The 19138-nt window shown below is 34.1% G+C and carries 15 protein-coding genes, 26 tRNA genes, 1 rRNA gene and 2 pseudogenes; 5 read left to right on the top strand and 39 right to left on the bottom strand.

Features of this window, described 5'->3' with window-relative positions; all coding sequences use genetic code 11:
• Positions 1 to 194 precede the first annotated feature (194 nt).
• The 4 genes and pseudogenes from purU (at position 195) to IEU88_RS03155 (ending at position 2636) form a co-directional block, all read left to right on the top strand.
• On the top strand, positions 195 to 1046 hold the full coding sequence (purU, locus tag IEU88_RS03170; protein ID WP_103373118.1) for a formyltetrahydrofolate deformylase: 852 nt from the start codon (positions 195 to 197) through the stop codon (positions 1044 to 1046).
• A 382-nt stretch (positions 1047 to 1428) separates the two neighbouring features.
• Positions 1429 to 1647: pseudogene (locus IEU88_RS03165) on the top strand (hypothetical protein); the annotation flags it as partial.
• Positions 1648 to 1670: 23 nt separating this feature from the next.
• Positions 1671 to 2119: pseudogene (locus IEU88_RS03160) on the top strand (4Fe-4S cluster-binding domain-containing protein); the annotation flags it as partial.
• Positions 2120 to 2321: 202 nt separating this feature from the next.
• Positions 2322 to 2636, top strand: coding sequence for a hypothetical protein (locus IEU88_RS03155; RefSeq protein ID WP_229719001.1), 315 nt, complete (start codon positions 2322 to 2324; stop codon positions 2634 to 2636).
• A gap of 402 nt (positions 2637 to 3038) precedes the next feature.
• Here the strand turns inward: IEU88_RS03155 and IEU88_RS03150 are convergent, their stop codons facing one another.
• The 3 genes from IEU88_RS03150 to IEU88_RS03140 form a co-directional block, all read right to left on the bottom strand.
• Positions 3039 to 4322 carry a dicarboxylate/amino acid:cation symporter gene (locus tag IEU88_RS03150; protein WP_103373119.1) on the bottom strand — a complete coding sequence of 428 codons (1284 nt, stop codon included), beginning with the start codon at positions 4320 to 4322 and terminating at the stop codon, positions 3039 to 3041.
• Between the two features lie 286 nt (positions 4323 to 4608).
• Complete coding sequence (locus IEU88_RS03145) at positions 4609 to 5232, bottom strand: response regulator (RefSeq protein WP_103373120.1); 624 nt, start codon at positions 5230 to 5232, stop codon at positions 4609 to 4611.
• 21 nt (positions 5233 to 5253) lie between these two features.
• Positions 5254 to 6363: a GAF domain-containing sensor histidine kinase gene (locus tag IEU88_RS03140; RefSeq protein ID WP_103373121.1), complete on the bottom strand. Its 1110-nt coding sequence runs from the start codon at positions 6361 to 6363 to the stop codon at positions 5254 to 5256.
• Positions 6364 to 6560: 197 nt separating this feature from the next.
• Here IEU88_RS03140 and IEU88_RS03135 point away from each other — a divergent pair, with 197 nt between their 5' ends.
• The gene (locus IEU88_RS03135) at positions 6561 to 7388 is read left to right on the top strand and encodes an RluA family pseudouridine synthase (RefSeq protein WP_103373122.1); all 828 of its coding nucleotides are present in this window, start codon (positions 6561 to 6563) and stop codon (positions 7386 to 7388) included.
• Positions 7389 to 7647: 259 nt separating this feature from the next.
• On the opposite strand, the gene fumC is transcribed toward IEU88_RS03135, so the two are convergent.
• The 36 genes from fumC to rrf form a co-directional block, all read right to left on the bottom strand.
• The gene (gene fumC, locus IEU88_RS03130) at positions 7648 to 9033 is read right to left on the bottom strand and encodes a class II fumarate hydratase (RefSeq protein ID WP_096808996.1); all 1386 of its coding nucleotides are present in this window, start codon (positions 9031 to 9033) and stop codon (positions 7648 to 7650) included.
• A 210-nt stretch (positions 9034 to 9243) separates the two neighbouring features.
• On the bottom strand, positions 9244 to 9657 hold the full coding sequence (locus IEU88_RS03125; RefSeq protein ID WP_096808994.1) for a hypothetical protein: 414 nt from the start codon (positions 9655 to 9657) through the stop codon (positions 9244 to 9246).
• Between the two features lie 203 nt (positions 9658 to 9860).
• Positions 9861 to 10043, bottom strand: a complete 183-nt coding sequence (locus IEU88_RS03120; protein WP_103373210.1) for an SAS053 family DNA gyrase inhibitor — start codon at positions 10041 to 10043, stop codon at positions 9861 to 9863.
• A 23-nt stretch (positions 10044 to 10066) separates the two neighbouring features.
• Positions 10067 to 10666, bottom strand: coding sequence for a sugar phosphate isomerase family (locus IEU88_RS03115; RefSeq protein ID WP_103373211.1), 600 nt, complete (start codon positions 10664 to 10666; stop codon positions 10067 to 10069).
• Between the two features lie 182 nt (positions 10667 to 10848).
• Positions 10849 to 11319 (bottom strand): tRNA (uridine(34)/cytosine(34)/5-carboxymethylaminomethyluridine(34)-2'-O)-methyltransferase TrmL, encoded by a 471-nt coding sequence (gene trmL / locus IEU88_RS03110; RefSeq protein ID WP_103373212.1) that lies wholly within the window; start codon positions 11317 to 11319, stop codon positions 10849 to 10851.
• 4 nt (positions 11320 to 11323) lie between these two features.
• A complete protein-coding gene (gene queG / locus IEU88_RS03105) occupies positions 11324 to 12451 on the bottom strand; it encodes a tRNA epoxyqueuosine(34) reductase QueG (protein WP_096808986.1) in 1128 nt (375 codons plus the stop codon).
• A 164-nt stretch (positions 12452 to 12615) separates the two neighbouring features.
• Positions 12616 to 13338 (bottom strand): amino acid ABC transporter ATP-binding protein, encoded by a 723-nt coding sequence (locus IEU88_RS03100; protein WP_096808984.1) that lies wholly within the window; start codon positions 13336 to 13338, stop codon positions 12616 to 12618.
• Entirely contained in the window at positions 13331 to 14794 is a 1464-nt protein-coding gene (locus IEU88_RS03095; RefSeq protein WP_103373213.1) for an ABC transporter substrate-binding protein/permease, read from the bottom strand. Before IEU88_RS03095 ends, IEU88_RS03100 begins: the two co-directional genes overlap by 8 nt.
• A 246-nt stretch (positions 14795 to 15040) precedes the next feature.
• Positions 15041 to 16108: a PTS sugar transporter subunit IIC gene (locus IEU88_RS03090; protein ID WP_103373214.1), complete on the bottom strand. Its 1068-nt coding sequence runs from the start codon at positions 16106 to 16108 to the stop codon at positions 15041 to 15043.
• 509 nt (positions 16109 to 16617) lie between these two features.
• Positions 16618 to 16701: transfer RNA gene (locus tag IEU88_RS03085), tRNA-Leu, on the bottom strand.
• A 42-nt stretch (positions 16702 to 16743) separates the two neighbouring features.
• A tRNA-Gly gene (locus IEU88_RS03080) sits at positions 16744 to 16818 on the bottom strand.
• A 16-nt stretch (positions 16819 to 16834) separates the two neighbouring features.
• Positions 16835 to 16909, bottom strand: a tRNA-Gly gene (locus IEU88_RS03075).
• Between the two features lie 17 nt (positions 16910 to 16926).
• Positions 16927 to 17001 (bottom strand) — tRNA-Gly (locus IEU88_RS03070).
• Positions 17002 to 17008: 7 nt separating this feature from the next.
• Positions 17009 to 17082 (bottom strand) — tRNA-Cys (locus IEU88_RS03065).
• An 8-nt stretch (positions 17083 to 17090) separates the two neighbouring features.
• Positions 17091 to 17162 (bottom strand) — tRNA-Gln (locus IEU88_RS03060).
• Between the two features lie 11 nt (positions 17163 to 17173).
• Positions 17174 to 17246: transfer RNA gene (locus IEU88_RS03055), tRNA-His, on the bottom strand.
• A 2-nt stretch (positions 17247 to 17248) separates the two neighbouring features.
• Positions 17249 to 17322, bottom strand: a tRNA-Trp gene (locus tag IEU88_RS03050).
• 11 nt (positions 17323 to 17333) lie between these two features.
• Positions 17334 to 17417, bottom strand: a tRNA-Tyr gene (locus IEU88_RS03045).
• Positions 17418 to 17424: 7 nt separating this feature from the next.
• Positions 17425 to 17500 (bottom strand) — tRNA-Thr (locus IEU88_RS03040).
• A gap of 10 nt (positions 17501 to 17510) precedes the next feature.
• A tRNA-Phe gene (locus tag IEU88_RS03035) sits at positions 17511 to 17583 on the bottom strand.
• A gap of 14 nt (positions 17584 to 17597) precedes the next feature.
• Positions 17598 to 17673, bottom strand: a tRNA-Asp gene (locus tag IEU88_RS03030).
• A 14-nt stretch (positions 17674 to 17687) separates the two neighbouring features.
• Positions 17688 to 17761, bottom strand: a tRNA-Met gene (locus IEU88_RS03025).
• 16 nt (positions 17762 to 17777) lie between these two features.
• Positions 17778 to 17867: transfer RNA gene (locus tag IEU88_RS03020), tRNA-Ser, on the bottom strand.
• A gap of 41 nt (positions 17868 to 17908) precedes the next feature.
• A tRNA-Ser gene (locus IEU88_RS03015) sits at positions 17909 to 18001 on the bottom strand.
• Between the two features lie 9 nt (positions 18002 to 18010).
• A tRNA-Ile gene (locus tag IEU88_RS03010) sits at positions 18011 to 18084 on the bottom strand.
• Positions 18085 to 18110: 26 nt separating this feature from the next.
• Positions 18111 to 18184, bottom strand: a tRNA-Met gene (locus tag IEU88_RS03005).
• A gap of 26 nt (positions 18185 to 18210) precedes the next feature.
• Positions 18211 to 18286, bottom strand: a tRNA-Ala gene (locus IEU88_RS03000).
• Between the two features lie 19 nt (positions 18287 to 18305).
• Positions 18306 to 18379, bottom strand: a tRNA-Pro gene (locus IEU88_RS02995).
• Between the two features lie 28 nt (positions 18380 to 18407).
• A tRNA-Arg gene (locus IEU88_RS02990) sits at positions 18408 to 18481 on the bottom strand.
• Positions 18482 to 18493: 12 nt separating this feature from the next.
• Positions 18494 to 18582, bottom strand: a tRNA-Leu gene (locus IEU88_RS02985).
• 7 nt (positions 18583 to 18589) lie between these two features.
• Positions 18590 to 18664 (bottom strand) — tRNA-Gly (locus tag IEU88_RS02980).
• A 3-nt stretch (positions 18665 to 18667) separates the two neighbouring features.
• Positions 18668 to 18749 (bottom strand) — tRNA-Leu (locus IEU88_RS02975).
• Positions 18750 to 18761: 12 nt separating this feature from the next.
• A tRNA-Lys gene (locus IEU88_RS02970) sits at positions 18762 to 18837 on the bottom strand.
• Positions 18838 to 18843: 6 nt separating this feature from the next.
• Positions 18844 to 18919, bottom strand: a tRNA-Thr gene (locus IEU88_RS02965).
• A gap of 10 nt (positions 18920 to 18929) precedes the next feature.
• A tRNA-Val gene (locus IEU88_RS02960) sits at positions 18930 to 19005 on the bottom strand.
• Positions 19006 to 19016: 11 nt separating this feature from the next.
• A 5S ribosomal RNA gene (gene rrf, locus IEU88_RS02955) occupies positions 19017 to 19131 on the bottom strand.
• Between the last annotated feature and the right edge of the window lie 7 nt (positions 19132 to 19138).

Genomic DNA, 19138 nt, shown 5'->3' with positions numbered 1-19138 from the left:
CATAATAAGTAGGAAATGTGATTATATTTTTTACTTATTACCCTTTTGATATAAAAACACTATTTACAATTATATCTTATTTTTCTCTTTTTAGCATATACTTCGTCTTAAAAATTTTCTTTAACAAAATTCATTTACATTATTCAGAATTTTCATTATAATCTGGGTTACTTAAAAAATCGAGGTGCTTAAAGATGACAGATAAATATATACTACTCGCAACCTGTTCAGATAAAGTGGGCATTACTGCATTAATTACAGATGTAATTGCTCAACACCAATCTAATATTTTGCATTTAGACCACTTTACAGAATATGATGATTCACAGAATGCTGAAGGTCAATTATATTTGAGATTAGAATTTGAAAAAATAGAATCATTAAAAGATGATTTAGAAAACACTTTAAATAAACATCAAATAAATTATAATTTATTTGATAACCAACATAAAACAAAAATTGGCCTTTTCGTTTCAAAGGAAGATCATGCCTTTAATGAAATACTATTGAGGGTCAATAGAAATGAGCTACCAGCAGAAATTGTTTGTGTGGTTAGTAATCACGAAAATAACAGACAATTTGCAGAGACATTAAATATACCTTTTTATTACGTACCAAACACTGAAGACAAAGAGGTTGTAGAAAATAAGATATTAAAAATTTGTTCTGAAAATCATGTAGAACTTATTGTATTAGCAAAATATATGCAGATTCTATCCGATCATTTTGTCAATCATTATCCAAATCAGATTATTAATATACACCATTCTTTCTTGCCTTCATTTATAGGCGCAAATCCTTATAAACAAGCATGGCATCGCGGTGTTAAACTTGTAGGCGCAACAAGTCATTATGTCACTTCTGATTTAGATGAAGGCCCTATTATTGACCAAGATGTAATACGTATTAATCATCGCTATAACGTACAAGATTTAAGAAAAATTGGCCGTCATGTTGAATCTAGCGTATTAGCACAAGCTGTAGAATATCATGTATTACACAAGGTCATCGTAACAGCAAATCATAAGACGGTTGTTTTCACTTAATCATTTAACGCTGTTAGCTTCAATATAAATCAATGCCTTTCATAATCAAGAAAGAGATGCTGAATTGATGGATCCCCAAAATTCAGTATCTCTTTTTATTATTTGCTTTGCCTCTGTTATATAACAGGGTTAAATTACACCATATGTGCGTTATTTTTCAATACAGATTCCTAAAGCTTTCAATTTCAGATTAAAATTATTCAAAAATATTGTAATTTTTTCAACAAACTAAATGATATAATTATTGTGAAGTATTTAACATATAATATGGAGATAGTCGCATGTTAAAAAAAACTACACAAAATCAACTGCATGAGATAATTATAAACAAGGTCGCTGCAAGTGCCAAGTGAATGTTACAGAATATATCTAACTAAATTAGACATTATATACAGGTGGTGACCAATTTTTAGAAGGTCCTACTGAAGCAACAATGAAACTCTGGGATCAAGTCATGCAATTATCAAGAGAAGTGCGTGAACGCGGTGGAATGTGGGGTATAGATACAAAAGTACCATCAACAATTATCGTTCATGATGCCGGCTATCTAAATAAAGGTTTAGAGACTATTGTCGGTGTCCAAACTGAGAAACTATACGAATGCCACCAAAGGGTTGCATTCGTATGGTTAAAGCACATTTACGTTCAATTGAAAGTCTAGGCACGGTTGATGGCCTGGGACTGCGATATATTTTATTCACGCAAGGGTGTTTACTTAGATGTTTATACAGTCATAATCCAGATACTTGGACATAAAAAAATTTCACTAGAGAAGTCACCGTAGATGAAATGGTTAATGAAATAACGCCATTCAAACCATACTTTGATGCATATGGAGGCGGCGTTACAGTTAGTGGTGGCGAACCATTATTGCAAATAAAAATTCTTAACCACCCTATTCTAGTTATTAAAAGAACAAGATATTCATACATGTATCGATACATCAGCTGGTACAGCAAATGATACAGTGGCTTTTAATAAACATCTTGACGTATTTATTAGCGTATACTGATTTAGTTTTATTAGATATCAAACACATGGATAATGCTAAACATATAAATTTAACTGCAAAACTAACACACCTATATAAAGTTACTCAAAATGATAATGATATAAAAACATACTATTTGAACAGTAGAGAACAAAATCATCTTAATTACTTTGATTTCGTTCTCTGCTCTTTTTATAACGTCTAAAACATACAAATCTAAATAGAATTGTCTCTTGTTATGTATAATGATATATTGTTTAAAAAGGATTTGAGGAGGCATCATTTTGAACAATCCATCTTCAACAAAACTGATTTCTACATATGCGTCAATGAAATTTATTCAAGCTCAAATAATTCCAGGAATTTTGACATTATATAATGATAAGATCACTTTTAAAGCTAACGGTATTCTAGAAAATCATGAAATCAAAAGCTTGTTTTCCTTTGAAGAAATCCAAAATGTTAAATTTGGTTTATCTTTAACACCGTTTAGGCTAACGATTGTGGAGTCAGATGGCGAGCCGTGGATATTTGATCAAGTCCCAAGAAAAGATGGTAAAAAGTTTGCAGAATTGTATAACGTACTTACTTCTCATTAACTAAAAATCTGTTTATGACATCTTTCTTGTAAAAGAATTCTTATGAAAATTTTTAAATTTCCATATTATCATTTATGATTTTCTATATTTTCAATTATTCGTATGTATAGATGGTAGCCAATTAGTTCGCATGCCAAATGACATCTTACTATTAATTATAACGACACTACTATCGAATAACTATAATAACCATAAATACCCCTCTCATCGACTAATTGGAATCGATAAGAGGGGTATTTCAGACATTACGATTAATCTCTTTAAAATTATATATACATGATGTGATATTCACAAACAAAATAATTATAGTAAAAATACAAATTGAATCATTGGTTGTTGACATATTAAATTTAAATAACATAAAACGTAATTGCTCTTTCTATCCCTATTAAAGGTCCTATATTAATTGTCACGTTTTGCAGCTAATTTCTTATCTTCTGATTTTGAAATGATAAGGGCGCAAGCTGCATCACCCGTAATATTGACTGAAGTTCTTGTCATATCTAATAATCTATCAATACCTAAGATAATACCAATTGCTGCTGGATTTAAGCCCACTGCATTTAATACCATAGCTAACATAATCAATCCAACGCCTGGCACACCTGCAGTACCAATGGACGCAACCACTGCAATAACAACAACTGTTATAATTTGCATCAACGACAAATCTACACCTGAAATTTGTGCAATGAATATGGTTGCTACACCTTGCATAATGGCCGTACCGTCCATATTGATTGTTGCTCCTAACGGTTGAACAAAAGAAGCTACTTCTGGTCGAACACCCATGTTTTTAGTACATTTTAGTGATACTGGTAAAGTGGCGGTAGAGCTAGATGCACTAAAACCTAATGTAATAGCTGGTAAAAACCCTTTAAAGAATCTCAGTGGACTAGTTTTGGCGATAAACTTAACTGCTGATCCATATACAACGAAGAAATGTATAAATAGTGCCAGGAGCACAATAAAGAAATACATGCCAAGTTGTTGAATCGCACCAAACCCAGCTCCCGTAAATGCATGTGCAACAAGCCCAAATGTACCGATTGGCGCAAATACACTCATAATCATAGTCACAATATACATTAAAACTTCATTAGTTTGTTCAAATAGCCGGTGCACCGCTTGAGCTTTGGAACCGACCATAATTAAACCAATCCCTATAAATATTGCAAATGTTATAATTTGCAACATATTTTCTTCACTCATGGCTTGTAATGGATTTTTAGGAAAAAGGTTAATCAATGTTTGATCAAATGTTTGATTAGCTGCAGAGCTTTGAGCATTATCTTCTTTATCTAATGTTTTTTGATAACTTGATACATCATCACTATTTAATAGATCTGATTTCCCTTCACCGGGTTGTAAAACTGAAGCTAAAACAATACCAATAATAATAGCGATAGCTGTCGTAGTTAAAAAGAAAGTAATTGTCTTTAACCCTATACCACCAAGTAATTTTGGGTCCCCTACACCGACTACACCTAATACGATCGAAACAAATACAACAGGTACGACTAGCATGAATATTAAATTTAAAAATATTTGACCAATGACATTAAAGACATACTTATCAACATTGACAACAAATCCTGATTGCGCAAACATATTAAAAATTGAGCCAATGGTTATGCCTAAAATAAGCGCTATTACGATTTTTAACGACAAGTTTTTGGTTTTCATAACAACATCCCCTTATTGTTTATTAGCTATATTATATAGTAAAATTATACATTTTAAAACAAAAGTAAATAGGAATGTTGAAAAAGATTAGAGCGCCTTGTGTTTTGATTAGACTACTACTTTAGAAATTTACGCCCAACTTATGTATTAGCCCTAAATATAATCCTATTGCGATTTAATAAGATATAACAATAGGATTATATCATTCGTTTTCAAGCCTAACCCCTCTATCTAGTGGATAACAACATTTAAAAGCATAGCGTTCTGGCTTCCTTACTCAATGAGTTCATATAAGGTTGTTTTGCATTGCATAAATCGCAGCTTGCGTCCGATCACTCACTTGTAATTTAGCAAAAATATGACTAACATGTGTTTTAACTGTTTTTTCAGACACAAATAATGTTTCAGCAATTTCTTTATTTGTTTTTCCCTTTGCCATTTCAGTAAGGACTTCAGACTCTCGTTTTGATAGCTTATTGGTGTAATGTGGTTTATCGCTCATAGATTCAATGACACTTTGTGCTTGGGGATGAATAATTTTTTCGCCTGCTAATACGCTTTTAATTGTTTTGATCAATTGTTCTGGCTCAACATCTTTCATTTCATAACCATCAGCGCCCTTATCAATAGCAGAAATGACGTGTTCGTCATCTACATAGCTCGTTAATACTAGTATTTTCACATCAGGATATTTTTCTTTCATTATTTCTGTAATTTCAATACCATTCATAACTGGCATGACTAAATCTAACAAGACAATATCAGGCAAATCATGCGCTTCAATATATCTTAAAAAAGACTTACCATCTGAGAAGCCTTTCACAACTTCTATATCTTCTACTGTAGATAGTAGAAATTCTAAGCCTTGTCTTACTATATGGTGATCGTCTACTAAAATGATTCGATGCATCTTGACCTTCCTTTCGAAACTTTATAATGGTATTGTTATATAAATTTGCGTACCTTTGCTGGGTTGGGATTCAATCATTAATTTACCATTTATCTGCTTTGAGCGTTGCTTCATATTATTTATGCCATGAGAATGATATGAATTTGGATGAGTAGCGTCAAAACCTTTCCCAAAATCAACAATGGTAACGTACAGATAATCTAATTTTTGAATTAAGTTTAATTTAACTTGAGTAGTGTCACCATGTTTTTTAGTGTTATTGATTGCTTCTTGGACAATCCTGTAAACATTTTCTTCAATTAAATTAGGCAATTTAATTAAACCCTCTACTTTAACCAATAGCTCTAATTGTAACAATTCACTATATTGTTTTAGTGCATTAACTAAACCTTGTTCTAACCCAACAGGTTTTAATTGCCAAATTAACGCTCGCATTTCGTTGACAGCTTGTTGACTCGTATCTTCAATAACTTGAAAAGCTTTACGCGACACTTCTTCTTGCGTCATTCCTAGAGCAGCATGGGCTGTCAATTTCACAGAAAAAAGCATCTGATTAACTGAATCATGTAAGTCTCTAGCTAACCTATTACGTTCGCTTATGCGTGCAGCTTCCTTTTCTTGATTCGTTAAAAGGATTCTTTTTATAGCAGAACCAATTTGTAACGCAACAGACTCTAGTAATTCCAAATTTTCTTCACTATATCTTTTGGTATGTGGTGTTGCTACATTGAGTAAACCAAATTGTTCTTCACCTGATCTCAATGGCACTGTAGCATGATGTGTAACTCCATCTGTTTCTTCATGATAAGCGCGATTTGCTAAATTAATACGGGAGCAATTAATAATATTTGAAGCCTTTGTTAACTTTTTATTCTGATAAGCCTGTACGCACCAACAAGTACCTTCACGCATATACTGACAATTATTTTTTTCTAACGCACCAGGCAAATTGATATATGATACAAGCTCATGTTGACCTACTTCATCAATGAAGAAAATCCATCCTGTCGTAAATTCACTGCCATCAATTAATGATTTTAAAGCACCTTGTAACATACTATATGTTTCTGTTTCTTCATTTAAAAACTCAGCAATTTCTTTCAATAATGCTAATCTAGTCGGTTTTTCCATTTAACCAGTCCATTCTTTAACTTTAACAACCCTGTTTACATACATTATACAATCTTGTTAAGAAATTTAAAAATAGGTAAACAATTGTGTTTCATTTTAGATAATTAACAATAAAAATGATTAAATCAATCTCAACGACTCATATGTTTAGTGTAATGTTTATGGTATGATAATAATTGATCATAGAGGAGGATATTATGAAATTTCAAATCCCAGAAAAATATAATCAATTAACATTAAAAGAAATATTCCAGCAATTACAATTACCTAAAAAAGACTTACACAATTTAAATATGTCAAAAGACATCACAATTAATGGCTTAGAAGCCAAACTCACGTCACAAGTAAAAACAGGTGACGATATTTATATCCCTACGCCTGATGAAAAAAGCAATTATTTACCAAGTTATCGATTCGCACAAATTTATTATGAGGATAATGATTTAGCAATTGTTATGAAGCCTAAGGGTGTCAAAACACATCCTAACGATTTAAAAGAAAGCAATACATTAATGAATCATGTCATATATACAATAAAAAGCGATTATGTTGAACCAATACATCGCTTAGACCAAGAGACAGTTGGCTTGTTAATTGTTGCAAAAAACCCATTGATGAAAAAGATACTAGACCGTATGCTAGAAGAAAATCAAATTGATCGAATTTATAAAGCACACGTACATAGTTTATTACCTATTAAGTCTCAAACCATCGACATGCCTATAGGCAAAGATAAATTTCATTCAAATAAACGTCGGGTCTCTTCTACAGGTCAAACAGCTATTACGCATATTTTATCGTCGAAGATGATAAAAGAAAATGTCTGTGAAGTAGATTTAAAATTAGACACTGGAAGAACACATCAAATTCGTGTCCATTTAGCAGAAATGGGCCACCCTGTTATCGGTGACCCACTATATGGTGATTCAACTTTAAGACAACTTCAGTTAAACAGTTATAAAATTGAATTTATTCATCCATTAACACAAAAAATGATTTCCGTCAGCTTAGATGACGACATTTAAATAGTATTTAAAGCGAGGCTGAAACGTAAATACGTTTCAGCCTCGTACATAATATTCACAATAAATGATTAGACATAAAATAAAATAATAACAAGCTATAAAAGTATTATTTTTCAATTGATCAATTTAGTAATATGTGTATATAAACTTTAGCCCATGTCATGCACTTAACTAGATTCATTTTCCTAGTCTTCCAGCCCCTTCTAAAAACAGCGACCTTTAAAAGTTGATTTTTTATTCACTCTTTTATTACTCGATATTATTTAGGTTCAACCATATCTTCAGGTTTAATCCACTCATCAAATTGTGCTTCTGTTAGATAACCTGATTGAATTGCAGATTCTTTTAAGGTTAAGCCCTCACGATGTGCCTTTTTTGCAATACTTGCAGCTTTTTCATATCCAATATGAGGGTTTAACGCTGTTACTAGCATTAATGATTGATTTAAATAGTTATCGATATTGGCTTCAATTGGTTCAATACCTATTGCGCAATTATCATTAAATGTTTGCATACCATCAGCTAATAAATAAATAGACTGTAATGTGTTATGCAAGATGACAGGTTTATACACATTCAACTCAAAGTTCCCTTGCGAACTACCTATGCCTACTGCAGTGTCATTGCCCATGACTTGTACAGCTACCATAGTTAGCATTTCACATTGTGTCGGGTTTACTTTACCTGGCATGATAGAAGAGCCTGGTTCATTTTCAGGTATTGAAATTTCTGCAAGTCCTGCACGTGGGCCTGACGCTAACCATCTAACATCGTTGGCAATTTTCATTAAGTCAGTTGCAAGCGCTTTAAGAGAACCATGTAATTGAACTACTTCATCATGAGCAGTTAATGCGTGAAATTTATTTTCAGACGATACAAATGGATATCCTGTATTTTTTGAAATGAATTTAGCAACTTTATCGCCAAAATCTGGATGAGCGTTGATGCCTGTACCTACCGCAGTGCCACCAATAGCTAAATTTAAAATATGTGCTTTGGATTCATTCAACAATGTTTCACATTTATCTAACATATAGCGCCAACCGCTTATTTCTTGTCCTAAACGTATCGGTGTAGCATCTTGTAAATGCGTACGGCCTATTTTAATAACGTCATTAAATTTTTCTTCTTTTTCTTTGAATGTATTACGTAATATTTTTAAAGCAGGTTCAAGTTTCTTCTCAATTTCATTATATAAAGCAACATGCATAGCAGTCGGGAATGTATCATTTGAACTTTGTGATTTATTCACATCATCATTAGGATGGATTGATTCATCGCTTCCTTGTTCTTTTAGATATTCGTTAGCTACATAGCTAACAACTTCATTAACATTCATATTACTTTGAGTGCCGCTTCCTGTTTGCCAAACAACTAATGGAAAATGCTCATCTAATTCTTTATTTAAAATACGGTCACATGCATATGTAATGGCATCTTTTTTTGCGTCACTTAGCTTTCCTAATTCGTGATTGGCTAAAGCTGCACCTCTTTTTAATTGCGCAAAACCATAAACAACTTCAATTGGCATACGTTCTTTGCCAACTGGGAAGTTTCGTTTACTTCTTTCTGTTTGGGCGCCCCAGTATTTATCTGCAGGTACTTCAATTTCACCAAATGTATCATGTTCAATTCTAACTGACATTTAAAATTCTCCCCTTCAATGTGTATTTGACTTTAGTATAGCATTAATCAATTTAACTGGGCAATCTCTTTAATATAGCGTTTTCATTACTGTAAAATAAGCGTGTAGTTATTGATTTAAAAATTAAAAAAGAATGAATTATCATTTTAATCGATATAAAAAACCAGAAATTCAAAAATAATTTCTGGTCGCATTTCACGTATTATATTATTATTCTTTTGTAATATTTATATTTTTAAATTTAATTTTTGCTGCTTGTATAATACCTATAGCAGTCAGGATCAACAGAATTGTTCCAATAACCATTGTGACTGGACTTATAGTTATAAGAAAACCTAAAAAGCCAGTTAAACTATTATAAAAGTCACCTAAAGGTTTGAATAGTAACACCGTTACAACAACACAACATAATACACTAATAATGATTCCTGTCTGGTTGCTTTTTACAAAAGTTGAGGCATTCACTTTATCCACAAGACCACGCGATAAATTTATCTGTAATTGAATAATCTTAAATAATATAGGTAGATAAATGGCTCCTATAGCCATCGGAAAACCTTTAATAGAAATTAAATTTACAATGATTGCACTAATCATAAGATATTTCCAATAGTTACTTAACATATGTATAATTGCTCCTTAAATCAAATAATGACTTAATAATAACATAATCATTTTTCACGTGGCATTGTTTTTAACAGTTTTCTTTTAATTATGCTTAAATAGAACTCAAACGAGTATATAATAAAAAAGAAACGAGATAAAAATCAAAAACTAAACTTTGATTTTGTATGCTCGCTTCAATAACCCAATTTTCAGATTAATCATTAATCATCTAAATCTGAACGCACGCTTACATCATGTGCTTTATCTAGCTTATCTTCGTCGTTTTCTTCAGAAATTTGTTCCATTTCTTTACCTAACTCTACAACATCTTCAAAACCATCAACCATTTCATTTTCTACTTCAGTATCATGATTTAATTGGTTTTTAGTACTATCATTTCTCATTATACACACCTCACATTTTTATTTTATGCAAAACGTGCAGTGAAATAGTGACGAACATCTTCTGGCAGACCTTCTGCAGCTGCTTCATCCAAAATAACATTAACCATGCGATGCGCTTTTAAATCAGCGGGTTCAAATGAAGTCTTACCATTTTCTTCGTATAATTTATGAACAATATCTTTTTTCTCACTACCAGTAATGACCAATATAACTTCTCTTGCAGAAAACAGACCATGATTAATACTTACATTAAGTCGACTATTTGTATCAATAGAAAGTATTTGCGTAATCAATTTACCTTTATTTTCTTTAGTTTTAATCTTGTCACTTATAAATGATTCTGTGTCTTCGCCATAAGAAATACCGTAAATTTGGCCTTCTGGTACACCTAATGCTTCAAAATATGACTTATTACTGTCATAGTCTAATATATTAATTTGACTAAAATCTACAGCATTATTATCTATATTTTTCTTTAGTTCATCTAATACTGGTGCATTATCATTAGAAAGGTGCACACCAGCAATAGTTGTTGGATTATTGTTAAATTGTTTTCTTAAAATATCAGCAGCATATTCTGCTACGATTCTTTCATTTTCTAAAACTTTAAAGTTCATTGCCATAGTAATTACACTCCTCTTTTTCTTTTAACACGCGTTCTAGCATTATTTATAATAATACCCCTGAAGCAATTCTCATAAACTATATAACTTTTAAAAAACCAACCAAAATTTCAAAGCTTGACTATAAGTCTTACCATTATTATACAAATGTTTAGCTAGATTTTCATTGATTAATATGTAATTTAATATAAGCTAGGAAAATTTTGTTGTCTCAAAGCTTCGTATATAAGCAAAGAAGCTGTATTAGAGAGATTTAATGACCTAATATTATCGTTCATCGGGATTCTTAGCGCTGTGTCTTGATATTTATCTTTCACCCAATCTGGTAACCCCGTTGTTTCTCTACCGAAGATAAAATAGTGATCTTGTGCTTCATCAGTAAAGTCAAAATCAGAATATGTTTTTTTACCAAACTTCGTCAATAGATAATAATTACCATTTGTTGTTGCAAAAAATTCTTCTATATTTTCATAATAATTGATATTTACAGAATTCCAATAATCTAGGCCTGCTCTCTTCAACATTTTATCATCTGTACTAAATCCTAATGGTTTTATTAGATGTAAATGTGTATATGTGCCAGCGCATGTTCTGGCAATACTTCCTGTATTGCCAGGGATTTGTGGTTGAAATAATACGATGTGGTTCGTCATTCTTTTATTCTCTCCTCATATCTAGCCCTTTTAACATCTCGTGTTGGACTTCTTCTAATTCATTATCATAGTGTGCATCTATAAAAGGTCTTGCAACTTCTCCTTGAATTTGTCCAATAGCCCAATAAGCTGTTCCTCTAATCATCGGCCTAGGATCATTCAAAGCCACTTCCTGTAATTCAGGTATAGCTGTTTCTTCTTTAAAGTGCGCTAACGCCAATATTGCATTTCTTTGAATTGGTTTTTTACCTCTCCAAGCACCAGCCAAATGGCCATAAGTATTTTTAAATTCTTTATTACTCATTTGTAATAATGGCACTAATCTTGGTTTTAAAACCTCAGGTTCTAAAACAATATCATCATGTTGGGTATTAATTCCACGGTTTCTTGGACAAACTTGTTGACAGGTATCGCACCCATAAAGACGATTACCAATTTTATATCGGTATTCATCGGCTAAGTAACCTTTTGTTTGAGTTAAAAAACTAATACACTTTTGACTATTTAACTGTCCATCACCAACAAGTGCTCCAGTAGGACAACGGTCCACACATATAGTACAATCACCACAACTATCGATAAGTGGGTCATCTGGCGGGAAAGGAACACTTACTAACATTTCACCTAAATATGTCCATGTACCAAGATCTGGATTTATAACAAAACCGTTTCTCCCTACGTAACCTAATCCTGCGCGTTCAGCAACAGCGCGGTCAGACAATACTCCTGTATCAACCATAGATTTTATTTCTACATTAGGTACTCTAGCTTCTAAATATTCAGCCAATTGGTCCAAACGTTTTCTCATGATTGTATGATAATCTTGACCCCATGAAGCCCTCGCAAACATGCCTCTTCTATCTCCACGTACACTCCTAGGTGCACCTTTCAATTTATTAGGATAACCAACAGCAATAGCAATAATTGATCTTGCCGTTGGTAACGATAATTTGGGTTCAGTTCGTAAACCAATATCTGATTCTTCAAAGCCTGATGCGTAACCCTTTGCATGATAATCCACTAATTTTTGCTTTAATTCATCAAATGGATCAGCAGTTGTAAAGCCTATACTATCAATTCCAATTGAATGGGCATAGTCTATGACATCTTGTTTCAATTGATCTATATTCATTTAATACACCCCACCTTAAAAACATACATTCTATAGTTTAACACATTCAGTGTTATTAAGAGAATTCACTGAAACAAATTTCAAATTTTTATTAAAAAAACAAGCTGATTTAAATGAATTGTAGTGTACTACGTTCATAATCAACTTGCTTAAATACAATATATTTACAAGACACGTGCTAAGAAATTTTTGGTTCTATCGTGCTTGGGTTGTTCAAAAATATCTTGTGGCTTACCAGCTTCTACGATTACACCATCAGCCATGAAAACGACTTTATCACTTACATCTTTAGCAAAATTCATTTCATGTGTTACTACCGCCATAGTCATGCCTTCTTTTGCTAAATCTTTCATTACTTTTAATACATCACCGACCACTTCTGGGTCAAGTGCTGACGTAGGTTCATCAAATAGTAAAACTTCTGGATTCATCGCAAGCGCCCTTGCAATTGCCACTCTTTGCTTTTGTCCTCCAGATAGTTGTGACGGATAAGCATCAGCTTTATCTTCTAAGCCTACTTTTTTTAATAAAATATTCGCTTCTTTTCTTAATTTACTTTGACTACCTTTTTTCAATAAACTAGGTGCTAGCATAATGTTATCAATTACTTTTTTATGAGGAAACAAATTAAAGTTCTGAAAAACCATTCCCATTTGTTGTCTTAAGGTTTCTAATTTTGTTTTTTCATTTGTTAAATGATTATCTTTAAATATTACTTCACCACTTGAAGGTGTTTCTAATAAATTCATACAACGCAAAAGTGTACTTTTACCACTTCCAGACGGGCCAATAATTGCAACAACTTCTCCCTTTTCCACTTTCAAATCTATGCCTTTTAATACTTCATTCTTCCCAAATGCTTTATATAAATTTTTAATATTAATCACTAACTTTCAATCTCCCTTCGAAGAAATTCATCACTCTTGATAAAGTAAATGTAAGTATAAAGTATAATACTGCAGCTACAATAAGTGGAGTGAATGGATCAAATGAAGCACCTTGCACAACTTGTGCATTAAACATAATTTCACTAACGCCTATTACAGATACAATTGAAGATTCTTTAATTACAGTCACAAATTCATTACCTAAAGCTGGTAATATATTTTTCACAGCTTGTGGTAAAATAACTGATTTCATCGTTTGACCATAAGTTAGTCCTAAGCTTCTAGCTGCTTCAGTTTGCCCTTTATCAACTGCATTGATCCCTGCTCTTATTATTTCAGCAATATAAGCTGAACAGTTTATAACGAGCGCTATCATACCACATATTAAAGCAGATATATCTAACCCGAGTACTGCTGTAGTACCAAAATAAACTAGGAAGACTTGTACTAATAATGGTGTACCTCTTAAAAATTCAATGTACGCCGATGAAATCCATCTTAATATTTTAATTTTACTTAATTTCAATAATGCGATAAACGCTCCAAATACAGCACCTAGAACTACACCTACTATCGAAATTAGGATTGTATTTTTAATACCTTTCAAGAAAAAATTACCATATTTCGTAAAGAAGTTACCTTCATTTTTTTGCATAGCTTCAGCAGCTGAATCTTTATAATCGTCTAATAAATTTTTATCTTTTACATCTTTGATAGAACTATTTAATTTATCCATTAAGACTGGAGAATTTTTGGGTAGCGCAATTGCTGTATTTTTTCTCCCTTCTTCAAATTTAACATCATCTGCAAATGTTAAATCTTTATTTTGTTTTAAATAAGCTTCTGCTACAGGTCCTTCAATAACCATTCCATTTACTTTACCGCTTTTTAATGACATGATAACTTCAGGAACTCTAGTTAATGATTGAATTTGTGCATTTTCAATTTCGTTTTGTGCTATTTTTTCTTGTTGTGTTTGTTTTTGGACACCAATTTTTTTATTAGCAAAATCACTTATCGTTTTAAAACGATCAGCTTCTGATTTTTTAATAATCATTTTTTGATCTACCGTCATATAAGCATTAGAAAAATCAACTTCTTTTAACCGCTCTGGTGTAGGTGTCATACCTGATATAATAATGTCAATTTTTCCTGTCTTAATAGCACCTAACAAACTATCAAATTGCATATTTACAATTTTCAATTTTAAGTTATTATCTTTCGCAATTTTTTTGGCAATATCAATATCAATACCAGCGTATTTTGTTTTGCCGTTTACATTATGCTCAAATTCATACGGTGCATAATCAGCTGATAACCCGACACGTAATTCACCGCGTTCTTTAATCTTTTCCCATTGGTCGTTTGCTTCAGCATTTATTTCAGGATTTATGTAAATAATTAATGTACTTATAAGTAAAGAAAATATAATAAGCACTTTCAGTAGTTGTTTCATCTAGTGATCTCCTTTCCCTAACATTAATTATTATACATAATCACGTAAAAATATTCAATACATTATTTCATTCCTTCCATATAAAGTTATAATCCAAATGATTAACCTCTAATATATGCATAAATATTGCATATTAAAAATGTGAGTCACCGAATATATCAATTCGATGACTCACACTACTATTTATAAATACTAATCAAAACACTCATATATTAACTTTCACGCTTTATGATTTTCACTCTTAACTTATTGTTTAGGTATTTCAAACTTATATATTTCATCTGTATATTTACGAATCATTTTTTTGCATATTTCATGTACAAAAAATGCAGCAACAAATGGAATTATAAAATAACCAAACACTAATAATATAATATTCATCGTTGGATCTCCATCCATACGGTTAAAAGCATTGATTGGTCCAACTAAACCAGTATAACCAAAACCAGCAGACATTGGCGTACCTTTAATTCCAATAAAATAAGCAATGAATCCTCCGATGACACCATTAATGGCTAATGGTATTGCAATAATTAGATGTTTGAAATATACAGGAATCATCATTTTAGCTGCTCCAATAATTAATACTAAGTTCACACCTGCGCCATTCACTCTAATTGAACCAAATAAGAATGTCACACATGCTGCTACGATACCCATATTTGCTGCTCCGCTACCTAAACCTGATAAGCTTATTGCTGTTGCTATGGCAACGACAGATATTGGTGTAACCATCAATAAAGCATATGTAACACATATTAAAATTGACATTATTAATGGATTAAATTCTGTAAAAGCACTGACAATATGACCAATCCCCTTAGTAACATTGGAAACATAGTCTAACGTAAATAACCCTATAACGCCACTTATAACTGGTATAATAACAGGAAGTAAAATCATTTCAAGAGAACCCAATTTATTTTGTAACAATAAATACAATGAGCAGGCAATAATAACAACTAAAATAGTATTTATAATATCTCCTATCCCGTTGAGTGTGAACCCCTCCGTTGTCATTTTCACTGCTCCACTGCCCAACATTGCAGAAACACCAATCATAGTCGCACCAGCGCCATTAAATTTAAATTGATGCGCTGCTAAAACACCTATAATAAATGCCATAAATGATTGTATTAAAACAACCAATTGATATATCATTTCTAATAGTTGATTTTCTTCCTTAAAAAACTTTAATAATTCACCTAAAAGTGCATTAGGTATTAACGCTATGACTACCCCAGCACCAACAGCTTGCAAAATATTACCAATAAAAGCTTTTCCTGTAGGCTTAATTGTCTTTGATTGTACCATTTATGTATCCTCCATATATAACATTAGACTAATAATATTATATTTCAGACAAAACTACAATATAAACTACAAATAATATCCACTAACACCCACATCAGAAATTAAAATAACTTAAACATGAATCAAATTAGCTAAAAGAAATACCGGGATGCCACTTTATAAAATATATAGCTAACAATAGCAAATGTTACATCATCACAATCTTGAAGCTATATATAATACGAAGAAATACCTCGTTTTTATAATATACTTACGGTGAGTAGTTAAATAACAAAAAATAATAAATTATAGTTTAATAAGCTTTCAATATAAATATTTAATTAGCTATAAGTATAATAAAATGTTGGAATAAATGAGTATTACGAAGTATAAAAACCACGTTAAAAACTTTAACCTTCACCAAAAGCATAATTATTAAGAGAAACCAGTTCATGTTAAATTTAAACAATTTGAAGTAAAAAAGAACCCTAGTATAACTAGGGTTCAAAATATTTATTTAAATATCAGTATACCAGCGGTCGGGATCGAACCGACACTCCAAAAAAGGAACGGGATTTTGAGTCCCGCGCGTCTGCCAATTCCGCCACGCTGGCTCAATATTATAGACAAAAAACTTCCAAACACGGAAGTGAAAATGGAGCGGAAGATAGGACTTGCACCTATATCTCATTCCGGGAAGGAATGTATTCTAAGAGTTGAACTACTCCCGCAAAAAATTAAATTAAATGGAGCGGAAGATAGGACTTGCACCTATATCTCATTCCGGGAAGGAATGTATTCTAAGAGTTGAACTACTCCCGCAAGAATATTAAATTAAATGGAGCGGAAGATAGGACTTGCACCTATATCTCATTCCGGGAAGGAATGTGTTCTAAGAGTTGAACTACTCCCGCATATTCATGGAGGCGGCAACCGGATTTGAACCGGTGATAAAGGTTTTGCAGACCTCTGCCTTACCACTTGGCTATGCCGCCAATAGAAACTGGGCTAGCTGGATTCGAACCAACGAATGACGGAGTCAAAGTCCGTTGCCTTACCGCTTGGCTATAGCCCATTAATAATAAGGGCGGTTGATGGGAATCGAACCCACGCGTGTCGGAACCACAATCCGATGCGTTAACCACTTCGCCACAACCGCCATGGCAGGGGTAGTAGGAATCGAACCCACATCGAAGGTTTTGGAGACCTTTATTCTACCGTTGAACTATACCCCTATTAAATTACATGGTGGAGGGGGGCAGATTCGAACTGCCGAACCCGAAGGAGCGGATTTACAGTCCGCCGCGTTTAGCCACTTCGCTACCCCTCCATAAAGATGGTGCCGGCCAGAGGACTTGAACCCCCAACCTACTGATTACAAGTCAGTTGCTCTACCAGTTGAGCTAGGCCGGCTTGTATAAAATGGTTCAGGACAGAATCGAACTGCCGACACATGGAGCTTCAATCCATTGCTCTACCAACTGAGCTACTGAACCATAATAAATATTAATGGCGGTCTCGACGGGAATCGAACCCGCGATCTCCTGCGTGACAGGCAGGCGTGTTAACCGCTACACTACGAGACCATTTTAAATGTAAATTGCGGGAGGCGGATTCGAACCACCGACCTTCGGGTTATGAGCCCGACGAGCTACCGAACTGCTCCATCCCGCGGTAATGATATTAATAGCGGAGGAAGAGGGATTCGAACCCCCGCGAGCCGTTAAGCTCCTGTCGGTTTTCAAGACCGATCCCTTCAGCCGGACTTGGGTATTCCTCCAAAAATATGCGTAAATTAAACTTATTAAATTGTTATAAAAATGGCGGAGGAAGAGGGATTCGAACCCCCGCGGGCCGTTAAGCCCCTGTCGGTTTTCAAGACCGATCCCTTCAGCCGGACTTGGGTATTCCTCCAAAATTATATGGACCTTGCAGGATTCGAACCTGCGACCGAACGGTTATGAGCCGTTAGCTCTGACCAACTGAGCTAAAGGTCCTAAGTATAATTTACAACTAATAATAGTGGCGGTGGAGGGAATCGAACCCACGACCTCACGGGTATGAACCGTACGCTCTAGCCAGCTGAGCTACACCGCCGTTGTAATTTAGTTTGTATTAATATATGGTGGAGACTAGCGGGATCGAACCGCTGACCTCCTGCGTGCAAAGCAGGCGCTCTCCCATCTGAGCTAAGCCCCCATGTTAAATTTAGTAAGTATCGGGAAGACAGGATTCGAACCTACGACCCCTTGGTCCCAAACCAAGTGCTCTACCAAGCTGAGCTACTTCCCGTTTTCATAGGATGAAGTATTCCAAATTACGCGCCCGATAGGAGTCGAACCCATAACCTCTTGATCCGTAGTCAAGCACTCTATCCAGTTGAGCTACGGGCGCTTAATTAAAACATGGTGCCGAGGACCGGAATCGAACCGGTACGATGATCTCTCATCGCAGGATTTTAAGTCCTGTGCGTCTGCCAGTTCCGCCACCCCGGCAATATAATGGAGCAGAAGACGGGATTCGAACCCGCGACCCCGACCTTGGCAAGGTCGTATTCTACCGCTGAACTACTTCTGCATATGCGGGTGAAGGGAGTCGAACCCCCACGCCGTAAGGCGCTAGATCCTAAGTCTAGTGCGTCTGCCAATTCCGCCACACCCGCGTTATTCTTGAATGGTGAGCCATAGTGGTCTCGAACCACTGACCCTCTGATTAAAAGTCAGATGCTCTACCAACTGAGCTAATGGCTCTAAAGATGGTGCCGGCCAGAGGACTTGAACCCCCAACCTACTGATTACAAGTCAGTTGCTCTACCAGTTGAGCTAGGCCGGCTTATTTGAAATGGTGGAGGATGACGGGTTCGAACCGCCGACCCCCTGCTTGTAAGGCAGATGCTCTCCCAGCTGAGCTAATCCTCCATTAAATAATTGCCTGGCAACGTCCTACTCTTGCGGAACGTAAGTCCGACTACCATCGGCGCTAAGGAGCTTAACTTCTGTGTTCGGCATGGGAACAGGTGTGACCTCCTTGCTATAGTCACCAGACAAGTTG

The organism is Staphylococcus nepalensis, from assembly GCF_014635045.1.
Classification (GTDB): Bacteria; Bacillota; Bacilli; order Staphylococcales; family Staphylococcaceae; genus Staphylococcus; species Staphylococcus nepalensis.
Note: the sequence above shows the minus strand (reverse complement) of the source record. Positions and strands in the feature narration are given on the sequence as shown.